The sequence below is a fragment of the Micromonospora sp. NPDC050397 genome, assembly GCF_044901685.1.
Lineage (GTDB): Bacteria > Actinomycetota > Actinomycetes > Mycobacteriales > Micromonosporaceae > Micromonospora_G.
Genome location: NZ_JBJDPS010000003.1, coordinates 609,211 through 623,221 on the forward strand (window position 1 = coordinate 609,211; position 14,011 = coordinate 623,221).

Consider the following 14,011-nt stretch of genomic DNA (forward strand, 5'->3'; position numbering starts at 1 on the left):
ACACGCGGCACCGGCCTCCGGATCCGGACTTTACAGTGGAGGAAGCCGTATGGCGACGCAGCAGGTGGCCCCCACCAGCGCGGTGGATCGTACGAGACGCATCGCGTTCCTCGAGGGCGTCCGCGGAATCGCCGCCTTTCTGGTTGTCCTGCAACACCTCCTGGCGACCGAGTACCCCGCGTTCGAGCAGTGGACCCAGCAGAACGTCGATTTCGGACGGGTCGGCGTGGTGGCATTCTTCCTGGTCAGCGGTTATGTCATCCCACTCAGCCTGGCCGGACAAACCCTGCCCACGTTCGCTGTCCGCCGCTTCTTCCGGCTCTACCCGGTCTACTGGCTCGCCCTCGCGGTCTACGCGGTCATCCACGCGGACGAAATCGTCGGACACGTCGGCGCCCCCGTGGTGGGACTCAACCTACTCATGTTGCAGGGTCTGATCGGCGCGGTCAGCATTCTGCCCACCGCCTGGACCCTGAGCATCGAACTGCTCTTCTACGCACAGTCCGCCGTTTTCAAGGCCCGGCGACTGCTCGACGCCTCGGTGTACGTCGGCTGGGCCTGGCTCGCGCTGTACGTGCTCCTCTGCGTCGGCGAACGAGTCACCGGGAAGGACCTCCCGACCACACTGCCGCTGCTGCTCTACATCGCCGGGGTCGGGCACGCGCTGAACCTGCGCGACAACGCGGGGAGCCGGGCCTGGATGCCACTGCTCGCCGCCGGTGCGGTCGTCGTTCCGGCCGGCGCGTACGTCGGAGTGGACGGCAGTGGGGAGTGGCCCCCGTTCACCTACAGCGCGTCATTCCTGGTCGGCCTCGCCCTGTTCGCCGCCTTCTACCTCGGTCGCTCCCGTGGACTGGGACGGCCGCTCATCTTCCTCGGCGCGATCAGCTACGCGGTCTACCTCTCCCACCCGATCGTCGCCGACATCCTGCACGACGTGCCCGGGTTGGACTCGCGGCTCGCGCTGGTCGCGGCGAACCTGGTGGTCGTCGTTCTTGTCTCCTGGGCCGCCCATCGCTTCTTCGAGCTGCCGTCGATCCAGCTCGGCAAGCGCCTGACCGGGCGTCGTCCACGCAGCACGCCGTTCCCCGGCGCGGAGGAGCAGGCCGTTCCCTGACCCAGGGTCCATCCGGCCCGGGGTCCGTCCGGACGGCCCAGGCGCCCAATCCCGCTACAGCTCCTGTAGCCGGGGCAAAAGGGTGTCCCGGGCCCAGTCGAGAAACATCGTCTGACTGCCACCACCGACCTGGATGAGCCCGACGTGGGTGAAGCCGGCGTCAACAAAGCGCTTCACCGCCGCCACGTGTCCCTCCAGGTCCGGCCCGCAGGGCACCGAGGCCGCCACGTCCTCCTCGCGTACGAACTGGGTCGCGGCGGCAAAACTGGCGGGTTCCGGCAGCTCGGACATGACCTTCCAGCCGAGGCCGAACCAGGCCCACTGGTCGTACACGGTCCGGCGGCACTCGGCCTCGTCCGGCCCATAGCAGATCGCCACCTGCCCGTAGCGCGGTTTGCCCCGGCCGCCGGCCCGTTCGAACATCTCGACCAGCCGTCGCTCCGGCTGCACCGCGATCAGGCCATCGCCGTACTCACCGGCGAGCTCGCACGAGCGCGGCCCGGACGCGGCCATCGCGAACTTCACCGGTACGTCCGGCCGGTCCCAGACGTACGCCTCCGGCACCTCGTAGTGGTTCCCTGAGTAAATCAACTTCTCGCCGTCGAGCAGCGGCCGGATGATCTGCACCGCCTCCTCGAACATCTCGTGCCGCTGGGTCACGTGCGGCCAGGCACCGACCACGTGCTCGTTCAGGTTCTCGCCCGCGCCGAGCCCGAGCGTGAACCTGCCGCCGGAGAGCACGCCGACCGTGGACGCCTGCTGCGCCACCATCGCCGGGTGGTACCGCCGGATCGGCGAGGTCAGGTACGTCATCAGCTTGATCCGCGAGGTCGCGTGGGCGACGGCACCGAGCACCGGCCACGCGTTCGGGCTGTGCCCCTGCTGCTCCACCCACGGGTTGTAGTGGTCCGAGATCAGAAGATGGTCGAAGCCGGCCGCCTCGGCCCTGATCCCGTGGTCGACCAGATCCACCGGACCGGCCTGCTCGCAGAGCAACGTGTAGCCCACTGCCACCATCGCGGATCCCCGCCTTCCCGTACGCACGCTCGGCCCATCGCGCCCGAAATACCCGATACCGACGAAACCACACATGAAGGGCTGTCGGCGGGGATCCACCGGTACTGGGCAGCGAACCCGGGAAGGCGGGGAGGGGAACGTCTAGCTGTCGCAGCCGTACCCGTCGCCGTCGTTGTCGAGCCCGTAGATGTCGTCACCGATCACCTTCACCGGGCCGGTGACGTACGCCGGTCCGTTGCCACTGCCACCGGCACAGTCCACGTCACTGGCGATCGGTACGCATCCGCCGTAGTTCGGGTCGCACCTGCTCGCGGCCTTGGTGCCCACCGCCACCACCTGGGTCACCGGCGCCTTGGTGACCGTCTCCTTGACCAGCTTCTTGCCGGTCTGCTTCCCATCGGTCAGGGTCAACTCGTACGTGAGCGTCTTCACCCCGGCCACACCCTTGGTCTTCGTCTTCTTGGTGCCCTTGGCGAGCGTGGCGTCGTTCACGGTCCTGGTGCTGAACGGAATCTGTTTGGTCTCGGTAACCGTCCTCCTCTCCACCGTCGGCGGTTTTGTCGTGGTGACCGCAGGCTGCGCCGCAGCCGTCGCCGAGGGCTCGGTCGCGTCCGGCGTGCCTGTCGCTCCCGACGATCCCTCGACGGTGGGTGTCGCGGAGAGCGTGACGCCGGCCGGAGCAGGCAGCGACACGGGATCGAGCTGGGGACCGCAGGCCACCACCAGGCCGATCGTCGTCACGGCAACCATCCAACGGGTTGGCCTTAGCAGGTGCCCAACGCCAATTGACGGGATGACTCGCGATGATCGCATCATTGCACTCCCAGCCGACGACAACGCGTCTGAAGAACGGCAGTTGACCCGTAGCAGTCTGACGACGAACCGTAATGACGCACACCGGCCGCCGGTGCCCTCAGCGGGATCAATCCGGTTGGCGCCCACAACAAGGGCGCTCAAAACAGTTGGCCACTTTCCATGATCGTGAAGAATTCGGCCGGCCATAGCGAGCCAAACTCTTCACGATCTTTACCGAGCGGCTGCGCGGATCACCGATCCGGCGGTCGAGAGCGGTCGCTCGTGGTTGGGCGGGCAACCGGTCGTACGAGCGGCAGGCGGACGCCCTGCCACAACTTAGGGATCGGACAGGCCCAACTCGGCAAGCAAGCCGCTCACATCGGACGCGCCGGCCAACTGGCGGAGGTCGTCCCACTCACGCAGGTATACGTGGCAGCCAGACGGAACGAAGTGCACCACCACCTGCTCACCTGAACGATCTTTGCCGAGCCGGCAAAGTGCCGGCTCGGGATTGTCGACCGTGACCGGGTCGACGCAGGCCGGCACGGGGCTCGGCTGGGCGAAGTCGGCCGGCACCTGGTCGGCGAGGGCGGCCTCCAGGTATTCGAGGCTGTAGGCGATCGCCGCCGGCAGACTCGGCCGTGTCGGCGGGTCGATGGTGACGGTCGACGGGTCGGCGGGCGTGACCTCAACGTGCCACGCCAGCCCATGCGGGCGGGTCGGGTCATCGGCGCTGATCCGGTTGTCCCGCAGGCCAAGGGCTGGTGGCACGCGTACGGCGACGCCGTCCCGGAGTGGTTCGAGATGTACGTCGGCCTCGAAGCCGCCGCCTCCCACATCCGGCGCTACGACGAGACGCTGGTACCAGGGCTGCTTCGAACCAAGGACTACGCCTTCGCCGTCTACCACCACCGGACGGAGATTTCCTTTGAGAATCGGGATCGCCTGGTCGAGATCCGACTTCCACGGCAGTCCCTGCTGACTCGTCGCCTACCGGCCGCGCCCACGTTGGAAGTCATCATTCACGAGGCGGCTCTGCTACGTATCGTCGGCAGCCGGGAAACCATGGCCGAGCAGCTACGCCACCCACAACAGCTCGGCACGACACCCCTGGTCTCCGTCCGGGTGCTCCCGCACGCGACCGGGCTGCACCCGCTGCCGTTACCGGGACATTCATCATGCTCAGCTTCCCGCCCGGCAACCGGGCGACTCCAGAGCCGCCGCTACCGACCGGGGTGCATGGTCGAGTCAGATGACCGATAGCCCTCCGACGCCAAGAATGCTTACCTTGCTCCGGCGTTACCACAGACGTACGGAGGGTGAGCGTGGCAAAAAATCGGACGACAAGTGCCGAGAGACTCAGCATCGGTGGCGGCATCCTGGCGCTGATCGGGCTTTTCTGGATCGCGGACGAGCCGAGAGGAGCACTTTTCGCCGTACTATCGCTCCTTATCCCCTATTTCGCGTTCATGCTGCCGCTGCGCTGCAGGGAAGAGACGAACCGTGGCACGGCTTGCAAGAAGTCGCGTTGGGGCTGGCTGATCGGTTGCAACGACCATCGCTGGCAGCGACTGCAACGGGTCTTCTCGGTCGCCTCGGGAGGACGAGTCGCCAGTGAGGCGCCCATACTACGGGGCGCCAGGCAACGACCAGCAACCCATTCACGCCGTGCCCCGGTGCCCGCGACCACCGCCTCCGGCGGAATCCCGAGCCCCAGCGGCGCTCGCTCCTGGTTCGACCGGCTCAGTCTGCTGTTGGCCGCCATCAGTTGTGTCGCGGGTGTCGCGCAGGTTCTTCTGCCGAAGTGAAGTGACCTGGTTGCGCCTTTCGATCTGGCACCTTGGTCGACGGGCGACCTTCCCTGATCCGATGGACGCCAGCATGTTCCTTACCGACGGCGGAGCGCATCACACGCGGAGGACCGACCAGATCGGCTAGGAAACGGCGGGTCTGCTCGTCGGTCGAGTAGAGCAACACCCCCTTCAGGCCACGCGTGAACAAAACCTTGTACGTGTTCCGGATGAGCCGACCAGCGTCGTCCCCCGACAACGGGTCCTTGCCGTTGAGTGCGTAGTCCCGTGAGGCGTGGAGCCGGCTTGTGAATCGACCACCACGCACCACGAGGTCCGGACCCATGATCACGCCATTCCAGTCGTACTCGAAGCCCTGCGCTGTGTAGATACAGCCGATCTGTCCAAAGCCTGCCGGGTCCGTCGCCCAGTACGCACTCGTCGGTATCCCGCCCCTGGGATAGTCCTCGAACGCGTTCCACGGTCGCTTCCAGTCACCGATTTCGACATCACGCACCAGGTTGCCGTCGGGCAACGGCTTCTTGCTCCAGGGCCAGCAGAACCCGGCGGTCATGCGAGCGGTGGATTCGTCCCCCTGTTGCCGGGCGAGCAGCGACTCCAGCGCCTCGGGCGTCTCCACCACACCGACATGGAAGCGCTCGTCTCCGGGCCAGGGATACGGATCCCCGTCGGCCAGCCCGAGCAGGTGGTCCACCCACCGCTCGAACTCGGCACTGCCGCCGCAGCGGTGCTGACCATTGAGGTTGATCACCTCGACCTCGTACCCGACGTCCCGGGCGCGGCGGCTGATCGTGTCGACGCTACCCATCTCGCCGGGACGCACGACCTGACGGTCGTCGAGGAAGAAAACCGGCACCTTGGCCGCGTCGAAGAGTTCCTCGACCTGGGGCACCTGTCCACGTACGTCACCCTTTTTCGACCACTCGCGAATCCGGTGGGCCTCGTCGCAGACCAGTACGTCGAGGTTGTCCCTCGGGGCATCCATGTAGTCGTAGAAGTAGTTGAACAGCGGCGCCTGACGTGGTCTGCGAACCTCAGGGTCACGACCCGCGTACCGCTGCATACTTCTGGTGAATGCCCGAGAGCCGGTGGCGTGGGCAACCAGGCGTCCCTCCTTCGCCAGCGCGGCGAGCAGTGACAGTGCGATGACACTCTTGCCGCTACCTGGCCCACCGGCAACGATCACGATCTTTTTCCTACGCCCGGCCTGCGCCTGTCGTACCGCCAGGCGTACCTGCTCGAATGCCTCTCGTTGCCGGCCGAGCAGGACAAAGTGACTGCGGTCGGCGAGTTCGTCGGCCGCGTGCGCCAGCAGCTGCCGGCTCGGCCGTACGGCGCTGTCGAGCAGCCGCTCGGCGGCACCCCTTCCCGGTGCCGCACGAAGGTGCGCCTTGACGAACCGGATGAATTGGTCCCGGTCGTCCCAGGCGAACAGCCGGCTCTGCTCCGTCTCGGCGAGTCGCGGAAATTCTTCGGCCTGCCGACCGCGTAGGTTGTGCAAGAACACGGTTCCGCGTAACGCCTCGGGCCACTCCCACAGCACGGCAAGGAAGTCGGCCAGGTAGTCGCAGTAACCGAGAACCTGCGTTGTCGGGTGCAGTTGCAGCCTCTTGGACCCTCTCGCCTCGACCAGGTGCTCCGCATCGTCGACAGCCGCCGCGCCGGACCACTGCTTCAGCTCTATGACGAGGTACGAGTCCCGGCCCGTGTCGGGATGGGCGCCCGCGAGAATGACGTCCACCCGACGACTTGTCTGCGGTAGCTGGTACTCGACCAGCATGTCCAGGTCACCGAGTCCGGCGGTTCTCAGCAGTTTCGCCAACACGTAGAGACTGTTCATCCACGAGGTCTTCTCGGCCTGCTCCGACCGGTGACCGCCGGCGAGCAGGACGGCTTCGATCGCCGGTACCAGCTCGCGGGACTTGATCAACTCCGCGACCTGCTCCGGCGAGGTACGGAACGCCGACACCGATGGGACCCCCGACAGCACGAGTACTCGTGCGGTGGGGGCGTGTCCATGTCGGTCGGAAGCCCGTCGATCCGCCTAACCGGTCAGACTGTAGCCAGCGAGGCCACCTACCGCTACCTCTTCGACACGCGGTGAACCCCGGGGGCGACCGGTTCGTGGACCGTCTCCACCCGGTGCCGCGGCTGCACCAGTTTTGCCAGATAGTCCCGGGTCTCGGGGTCGGTGGAGTAGATCAAGGTGCCCCGCATGCCCCGGGTCAGCAGAACCTTGTACGTGTTGCGAATCAGCAGGTCCGCTTCCTCGTCACTCACCGTCTTACGGCTCTTGAACGCCGGGTCCTTCGACTCATCCCGCTGGGTCACCAGTTGCCCGTCCCGCGCCACCAGGTCCGGACCGATGATCACGCCTGACCACCCGTACTCGAAGCCCTGAGCCGTGTAGATGCAGCCGACCTGACCGAAGCCGTTCGGGTCGGTAGCCCAGAACGCGCTGCCTGGAGCGTCGCCCACGCTCCGTTCGCTCTTGACGTTCCACGGGCGGGACCAGGCACCGAGCTGTACGTCGGCCACGAGGGTGTCGTCGGGCCGAGGATCACTCCACGGCCAGCAGTAGCCGGCCGAAATTCTGGCCGTCTCGCCCGACTGCTGCCGGTCGGCGAGGAACGACTCCATCTCCTCCGGTGATCCCGCCAACCGCAGATCGAAACGGCCGTCACCCTGCCAGGTCGTCGGTCCGTCACCGGTCAGCCCCAGCAACTCCAGCACCCAGCGCTCGTACACCTCGCTCCCGCCGCACCGGTACTGGTCGTGCAGTGACACCACCTCGACGGTCAGGCCGAGCTTTTGTGCGTGCGACGAGATCACGTCGACACTGCCCAGCTCACCCGGCTTCACCACCTGGTGTTCGTCGAGCAGGAAGACCGGTACGCGGGCGGCGGCGATCAGCTCCTCGATCTGTGGCCGGGCGACGTCACGCTTTGCCTTCTGGGTGTAGCGGTTGACCGAAGTCTCCCGAATCCGGTGCGCCTCGTCGCAGATGAGCACGTCGAAGCCGTTGCGCTCGGCGTCCATGAAGCTGTTGAAGTACTTGAACATCGCCTGGAGCCGGGTCGATCCACGGCCGGCATATCGGCGCAGCGTCTGGGTGAACGACCGCGAGCCGGTCGCGTGCATCACGCCACGCTGCTGCCGGGCGAGTTCGCCGAGCACCGAAAGCGCGATCACGCTCTTGCCACTGCCCGGCCCGCCGGCCACGACCACGATCCGCTTGTGGTCCGCCGACCGCGCCCGCTCAACCGAGTGCAACACCAACTCGTACGCGACCCGCTGCTCACCCAGCAGAACGAAGTTCGAACGTTCCTTGAGTTCGGTCGCCGCGTGGCTGAGCAGTTGCTTGCTCGGCCGAACGCTGCTGCTCAGGAGGCAATCAGCGGCCGACGCGCCGGGGACCGGGGCGAGGCGCTCCCGGAGGTAGTCGAGAAGCTGGCCCCGTCGCTGCTTGGTGAAGATCAGGCTCTGCTCGGTCGGTGGGCGGTCGAACAGGTCACTCACGTCCCGGTCGACCGCGTTGTGCAGGTACGCCAGCCCGTGCACCGGGTTGTGACCCTCGTCGAGCACGCCGAGGAAGTCGGTCAGGTATGTGCAGTAGCCGGCGACCTGTTCACCGGGGTGCAGTCGCGGTCCGCTGACGTGCTCGACCGCGACCAGGGTTCGCGAGTCCTCGTAGGCGGTTGCGTACGACCACTGTTTGAGCTCCACCACCACGAACGAGTCGGCACCGGTACGGGGATCCACTCCGGCCAGGACCGCGTCGATCCGCTTGCTGGTCAGCGGCAACTGGTACTCGGCGAGCACCTCGACCTGACCGAGTCCGGCATCGACCAGGTCCTGCGCCAACACGGAAAGACTGCGCGACCAGGATCGCCGCTCCGCCTGGCCGGCACCATACCCGCGTGTCATCCGGACCTGCTCGTTCACCCGTTCGGCGAGGGTGCCCTCGGTGGCCAGGCGTAGTAGACCAGCAGCGGACATGCGGAACGCCGACATAGACAGTTGCCCCCGGGCAGCACGAATCGATCGTGCGGATGGGGGGCATATCCATGGTTCGGAAGCCCGTCGGACCGCTTTGTTGCCATGACTGTAGCCAGAAGATCAACCGAGGGCTACAACCCCGACGGTTGAGTGGGTGGGACCTTGGCGACCGAGCCGCGTGACCGTTCGACCGTGTAGCGGCGGGCCGAATCGTCGAGCTTGTCGTGTGCCGCCCGCACCAGATCGATGTCGAGTACGTCGGCCAACCGGGTCAGGTAGATCATGACGTCGCCGATCTCGGCCCGTACGCGCGCGCCGGCCGCCTGGTCGTCCATCACCCGGGCCGCCTGCTCCGGGGTGAGCCACTGCAACTCCGCCAGCAGTTCGCCCACCTCACCGGCGAGTGCCATGGCGAGGTTCTTCGCGGTGTGGAACTGCTGCCAGTCCCGCTCGTCGACAAACGTACGCAGGCGGGCGACCAGCTCGGCCAGTTCGGGTCCGTGAAGGTCAGCGGAGGTGGGCTCGATGTGCATAGCTGCCGACACTATCCGCCGCTCAGGCTGATCATTTGCGGCGGGCGCACTTACCAGAGATCGGCGGAAGTCAGCTAACCGGACATGTCCGGCCGCGTTCTGTCGGCAATTCTACTGAGCCATTGATGCGAGCCACCCCACTGCCACCATGTGTGCGACGTCGACGGTTCAACCGAGCGGGACAGGTGACCATGACGGATATCCAGCCGCCGAGCGGTCCCGGTTGGGCCCGCCTGATCGCTGCACCGGCAGAGGTCGTACGGCAGTTGAAGGGTCAGTATCTACTGCTCGTGGCGATGGGATCGGCGGTCCTGCTCGTCCTCATCGGGTTCGTCATACCGTCGGCCGGCCAGTTCTACGCCTGGCTGCTCGCCGGCCTGGTGTTCGCGCTCAGTCTGCTCTGGGCCCTGACCCTCCGCCGCCGTGAGCCGACCACGACGCAGAAGACCGCCAGCGGCAACTTCATCGAGACTCGCAGACTCCGCGCGCGGAACGTCAAAATGACCGCTTCGAACACCAACTCGATCAAGAGCCGCGGCGGCGCGGTGATAGAGGGCTTGACGATGTCGAGCGGCAGTCAAGTGCCGACCGAACCGACCACACTGCCCGCACCATCCGAAACCGATGCCGGGGAGCGGTGATGCGGCACTTTGTCGGGCGGCAGGCCCAGATCGAGGAGACCTTCCAACTCCTCGCCAGCAGTGACGACGGTGCTCTGCTGGACCTGACCGGGGTGCACGGGATCGGCAAGTCGAGTTTTCTGCGGCGCCTGGCCGAGGAGTCGGTGCCTCGTCGCGTACGGATCTTCAACCCCCTGCTCAAGAGCGTGGGTGAGGGTTACATCGACGACTACGGGCCACACGCGAGTGCCGCCGTACTGCGGCAGACGCTGGAGTGGTCCCGGCAGATGCTCGGGGGCATCGCCGCGCGGCTCGGTGACGAGTTCAAGCGCTACCGTTTGGTCTCCGAGCAGCAGGGCAAGCAGACCGAGGACTTCCTGGTCCAGAACCAGATCAGCCTCGGGGCCAGGTCCACCGTGACCGATGTCGAGATGCACAGCACGGTGAACATCAGCGTGGAGGCGGTCAGGGACCAGTTGCGCCGGGCGCAGGCGGCGATGGACGAGGAGTTCGTCAAGGCGTGGACCAGTTACACCAGCGCGGGTCCGGCGCTGGTGACGATCGACCAGTTCGAGTTGATCGCCGACGACGAGATGGGTCACTGGGTGGTCCGGCTCGCCCAGCAGTTGCCGAACACGCTGGTCGTGGTGGCCCGTACGCCGAGCGCGCACAACTTCACCAGCGTCGGCGACCGGCTGCACCAACGCCGGTTGCCGAACTTCACCCCGGCGGAGGTGGCCACCTACCTCGATCGGCACCTCGGCGCGTACGCGGTGACCGCCGAGGTGGCGGACGTGGTCTACGAGTTCACCGAGGGGCATCCCGGTGGGGTGGACCTCGCCACCCGGTTGATCAGCGAGTCCGACGTGTCCCGGCGTACCGCGTCCCGCCTGCGGCGGGAGTTCGCCCGGTTGCCGGAGAGCGTCGACGCCCGCTGGGCGGACCTGGTCGGCATGATCCTGCGTACGGTCAAGGATCCGGTGCTGGACCGCGCCGTCGAAGCGGCCGCGGTGACGACGGTCTTCGACGAGCCCATGCTGGCCGACCTGCTGACCGAGGAGGACCAGCAGCGGGTCGACGCGAGCCAGGCGATCTCCGCGCTCAGCGCCCACGCCCTGATCCAGGAGGTACGGTCCTCCTCCGACGACCGATCCGGCCGGTTCCGCCTGCACGAGTTCATCCGGGTGTCCCTCGGGAGCCGGCAGCGGGCCGTTGCGCCGAGGCGGTGGGAGGAGTTGCACGGTCGCGCCGCCCAGCACTGTTTCCGCGTACTCCAGGCCTGGGACGACGTCGGGGAGGACAGCGACGAGGACCCGGTCGGCGCGTACGGTCGCTGGTACCGGTACGAGAACCCGGAGTGGCAGGACTACATGCGGGAGTGGCTCTACCACTCCGCTCAGCTTCCCGGGAAACCGGAGGTCACCTTCGGACGGTTCGTCCAGGTGTTCCTCGACGCGTTCTGGTGGTGGGGTTACTACCACCCGTTCCCGTTCAACCGGCGGCTGCTGGAGGACTGGGAACGTACGGCGGTGTTGTGGGGCAGTCGGAGCGGGAAGCGGACCGCCTTCGGGCGCCCGCAGGAGGACGCCCAGGAACTCGCCGAAGCGCTGTTGTTCCTGTTGGACCACTATCCGGTCGGCTACCTCAAGAACACCGACGCGCCCTGGGATGAACTCTTCTCCAAGCTGCTGCTCGTGCAGGAGCTCTGTGGCCTGGCTCCGGGTTCCCGTACCCGGTTCAGTTCCACCGAGGCGGCCGAGCTCACCCGTACCAATGGTTTGATCAAGATCTTCCTCGCGCACACCCGGCGGTACGCCGACCCGGGCGACCCGGAGGCGGACGAGTACTACGACCTCGCGGTCGAGGACTTCGAGGACGTCGCCGACGAGTGGACGATCGCCTGGATCCTGTTCGAGCGCGCCGACCTCGCCGTGGAACGCGGCCTGACGGCGCAAGCGCGGTCGCTGCTCGCCGATGCGGCCGGCAGGGCCAGGGAGCTGAGCGAAGTCGACGGCGAGTGGGACTACGAACTCCTGGCCAGCCTGCATCGGGTCGCCGCCGACCGGTACTGGCTCACCGGCGACCGGGGCGCGGCCGCCGCCCAGTACGCCGCCGCCGTGACCAACGCCTACCGCTTCCAGGGCAGCCCGCACCCGCCGGACGGTTACACCCGGCGGTTCTACGCCGAGGTGACCGCCCGGACCGTGGACAAGATCATCTCCTTGGCCGCCAGCGGGGAACTCGATTCGGCGGTGGATTTTGCGATGGCCGCCAGGCCGCTGCCGGTCCACGCGGGGGGTGCCGATCGCGACGGGCTGCGGTCGATCCTGGCGGCCACCGATCGGGATGCGTTGGCGGAAGGGTTGTTCCCGCGCGGGCCCGAGGTAGAGGAGCTGGACAAGCGGAGGAGCCCGTTCATGGACCGGATGCGGCGGCACCTACGGCACGTCGGTCCTCCGGAGGGCGACCTGGAGAGTCTGATCACGACGGAGTGAGCCCGAGCCGATCCGCGATCCACCGGGCCTGCCACCGCCGTTCCGCCAGGTAGGGATCGTCGTCCGGCCCGGAGCGGCGCTGGTTGGCGGCTCGGGCCGCGATGTACATGATCGACGCGACCGGGTAGGTGGCGATTCCCTCGGCCGCGTCGGCCACGTACAGGCAGAGCGTCTCGGCCTGCCGGCGCCGGCTCGCGCCCGCCGCCCGGGCCAGGTCCGCCGCCCGCTCGGGCAGCTCTCCCGTCGGGGTCGACTCCAGCATCGTGGCCCAGCTTTCCAGATCGGTGGCGCGCAGCTCCGCCGCCGCGTGCCCGACCGTGCGCTCCAGGCACGCGGTGGCCAGGGCGGTGGCGGCCTCCGCCCAGCCGGTAACCGGCCCGACCAGCCGCGCCTCGGTGGCGCTGACCTTGTGCTCGCCCTCCACCACCGTGCCGGCGAGTTCCACCGCCCACAGCTCGTCGCTCGGCCAGTACGGCAACTGTTCGAGCCGGCAGGCGTGGAGACCGTCGCGACACGGGTCGGCCGCGCTGGCGCGTACCCACTGCCCCGCCTCCGGCCAGCGGAATCCGGTGAACGGGCTGACCCTGCCCCGGCGGAGGAACTTCCAGTGGTTCATTCCGGGGCCGTCCGGGACAGGACACGGTCGAGGACGCGCCGACGTACCTCGGGTGCGGGTCGGCTCCGCCCCGCCTCGGCCAGCCCGAGCAGGGCGATCCGCACCTTGTCGTTGTGGGCGAGACAGGGCGGGCAGAACATCAGGTGCTCCTCGAACGCCTCCCGGTCGGATTCCAGCTCACCGACGCGCCAGCGCCCCATCAGGCCGACCACGACCGCGCAGCTCACCTCGGACGCGCCCACGTCGCGGCCTCCCCCAGTTCCGGCTCCAGGCAGCCGACCAGCCAGTCCCGCGCCGATTCGAGGAGCAGCGACAGCTCCTGCGGCGAGTGGCCGGAGACCCGTGCGGCATCGTCGCGCGACAGCCCGGCCGCGTCCCGCAGCACCAGGACGATCCTGGGCTGGATCGGCATCCGCCGCAGCGCCCGGACCGCCTGGTCCACGGTCGGTACGGCCTGCTCCGGCCAGCCGACCACGTCCTCCTGCCACCAGCCGGCCCACCGGTCGTCCTCGGGCAGGAACGGTCCGGCCGACGGTGGTGGGCCGACCGGCTTCCGGTCCAGCCACCCGCTCCCGGAAAGTTCCCGCAGTACGGCCGCGAGCAGGGCCGGGCGGAGTTCGGGCTCCGCGTACGCGTCGAGCCGTAGCGCGCGAATGGCCGACACCACCGCCCGCTCCGGTACGTCGACTTCGGCATCCGCCGCGACCGCGACCCTGGCCAGCAACAACGCGACCGGATAATCCCGGTCGACCAGCAGCTCGACCGCGTCCGGTGTGCCGGCCGCATCCGTTTCGCTGACCGCATCCGGTTTGCCGGCCGCATCCGTTTCGCTGACCGCATCCGGTGTGCCGACCGCATTCGGTTTGCCGGCAGCGTCCGTTCCGCCGACCACGTCCGCCCCGCCGACGGCGAGTCTTCGCCGCGGCGCCCCGTCGCTGCCGGAGCCGGTCATGGATGCATTCTTGTCTCTCCCGTACCGGCCGCACCAGAGCCGGACGGTCGACGTAC

Annotated in this window: 14 protein-coding genes; 5 read left to right on the top strand and 9 right to left on the bottom strand. The window is 67.7% G+C overall.

Translation table 11 applies throughout. From position 1 onward, the window contains the following. Nucleotides 1-49 precede the first annotated feature (49 nt). Nucleotides 50-1,117, top strand: coding sequence for an acyltransferase family protein (locus tag ACI2K4_RS13695; RefSeq protein ID WP_404511021.1), 1,068 nt, complete (start codon nucleotides 50-52; stop codon nucleotides 1,115-1,117). A 54-nt stretch (nucleotides 1,118-1,171) separates the two neighbouring features. On the opposite strand, the gene ACI2K4_RS13700 is transcribed toward ACI2K4_RS13695, so the two are convergent. From ACI2K4_RS13700 to ACI2K4_RS13710, 3 genes are all read right to left on the bottom strand, one after another. After that, nucleotides 1,172-2,134, bottom strand: coding sequence for a TIGR03557 family F420-dependent LLM class oxidoreductase (locus ACI2K4_RS13700; RefSeq protein WP_404511023.1), 963 nt, complete (start codon nucleotides 2,132-2,134; stop codon nucleotides 1,172-1,174). 141 nt (nucleotides 2,135-2,275) lie between these two features. After that, a complete protein-coding gene (locus tag ACI2K4_RS13705; protein WP_404511025.1) occupies nucleotides 2,276-2,884 on the bottom strand; it encodes a G5 domain-containing protein in 609 nt (202 codons plus the stop codon). A 381-nt stretch (nucleotides 2,885-3,265) separates the two neighbouring features. Further along, on the bottom strand, nucleotides 3,266-3,841 hold the full coding sequence (locus ACI2K4_RS13710) for a hypothetical protein (RefSeq protein ID WP_404511870.1): 576 nt from the start codon (nucleotides 3,839-3,841) through the stop codon (nucleotides 3,266-3,268). Here ACI2K4_RS13710 and ACI2K4_RS13715 point away from each other — a divergent pair. After that, nucleotides 3,734-4,192, top strand: coding sequence for a DUF5753 domain-containing protein (locus ACI2K4_RS13715; protein ID WP_404511027.1), 459 nt, complete (start codon nucleotides 3,734-3,736; stop codon nucleotides 4,190-4,192). The two genes, ACI2K4_RS13710 and ACI2K4_RS13715, sit on opposite strands and share 108 nt — an antisense overlap. A gap of 62 nt (nucleotides 4,193-4,254) precedes the next feature. Beyond that, nucleotides 4,255-4,737, top strand: a complete 483-nt coding sequence (locus ACI2K4_RS13720) for a hypothetical protein (protein WP_404511029.1) — start codon at nucleotides 4,255-4,257, stop codon at nucleotides 4,735-4,737. Here the strand turns inward: ACI2K4_RS13720 and ACI2K4_RS13725 are convergent. The 3 genes from ACI2K4_RS13725 to ACI2K4_RS13735 form a co-directional block, all read right to left on the bottom strand. Next, entirely contained in the window at nucleotides 4,694-6,709 is a 2,016-nt protein-coding gene (locus ACI2K4_RS13725) for a DNA/RNA helicase domain-containing protein (RefSeq protein WP_404511031.1), read from the bottom strand. The genes ACI2K4_RS13720 and ACI2K4_RS13725 overlap by 44 nt on opposite strands. Before the next feature lie 113 nt (nucleotides 6,710-6,822). Continuing rightward, nucleotides 6,823-8,739 carry a DNA/RNA helicase domain-containing protein gene (locus ACI2K4_RS13730; protein ID WP_404511032.1) on the bottom strand — a complete coding sequence of 639 codons (1,917 nt, stop codon included), beginning with the start codon at nucleotides 8,737-8,739 and terminating at the stop codon, nucleotides 6,823-6,825. Between the two features lie 131 nt (nucleotides 8,740-8,870). Then, nucleotides 8,871-9,272, bottom strand: coding sequence for a nucleotide pyrophosphohydrolase (locus ACI2K4_RS13735; RefSeq protein ID WP_404511033.1), 402 nt, complete (start codon nucleotides 9,270-9,272; stop codon nucleotides 8,871-8,873). 191 nt (nucleotides 9,273-9,463) lie between these two features. Between ACI2K4_RS13735 and ACI2K4_RS13740 the strand changes: the two genes are divergently transcribed. Then, entirely contained in the window at nucleotides 9,464-9,913 is a 450-nt protein-coding gene (locus ACI2K4_RS13740; protein ID WP_404511035.1) for a hypothetical protein, read from the top strand. Further along, nucleotides 9,913-12,387, top strand: coding sequence for an ATP-binding protein (locus ACI2K4_RS13745; protein ID WP_404511037.1), 2,475 nt, complete (start codon nucleotides 9,913-9,915; stop codon nucleotides 12,385-12,387). Before ACI2K4_RS13740 ends, ACI2K4_RS13745 begins: the two co-directional genes overlap by 1 nt. Here the strand turns inward: ACI2K4_RS13745 and ACI2K4_RS13750 are convergent. The 3 genes from ACI2K4_RS13750 to ACI2K4_RS13760 are packed head-to-tail and all read right to left on the bottom strand — an operon-like array spanning nucleotide 12,374 to nucleotide 13,955. Further along, nucleotides 12,374-13,003, bottom strand: a complete 630-nt coding sequence (locus tag ACI2K4_RS13750; RefSeq protein ID WP_404511039.1) for a hypothetical protein — start codon at nucleotides 13,001-13,003, stop codon at nucleotides 12,374-12,376. The genes ACI2K4_RS13745 and ACI2K4_RS13750 overlap by 14 nt on opposite strands. After that, nucleotides 13,000-13,245 (bottom strand): hypothetical protein, encoded by a 246-nt coding sequence (locus ACI2K4_RS13755; RefSeq protein WP_404511041.1) that lies wholly within the window; start codon nucleotides 13,243-13,245, stop codon nucleotides 13,000-13,002. Before ACI2K4_RS13755 ends, ACI2K4_RS13750 begins: the two co-directional genes overlap by 4 nt. Next, nucleotides 13,227-13,955: a hypothetical protein gene (locus ACI2K4_RS13760; protein WP_404511043.1), complete on the bottom strand. Its 729-nt coding sequence runs from the start codon at nucleotides 13,953-13,955 to the stop codon at nucleotides 13,227-13,229. Before ACI2K4_RS13760 ends, ACI2K4_RS13755 begins: the two co-directional genes overlap by 19 nt. Between the last annotated feature and the right edge of the window lie 56 nt (nucleotides 13,956-14,011).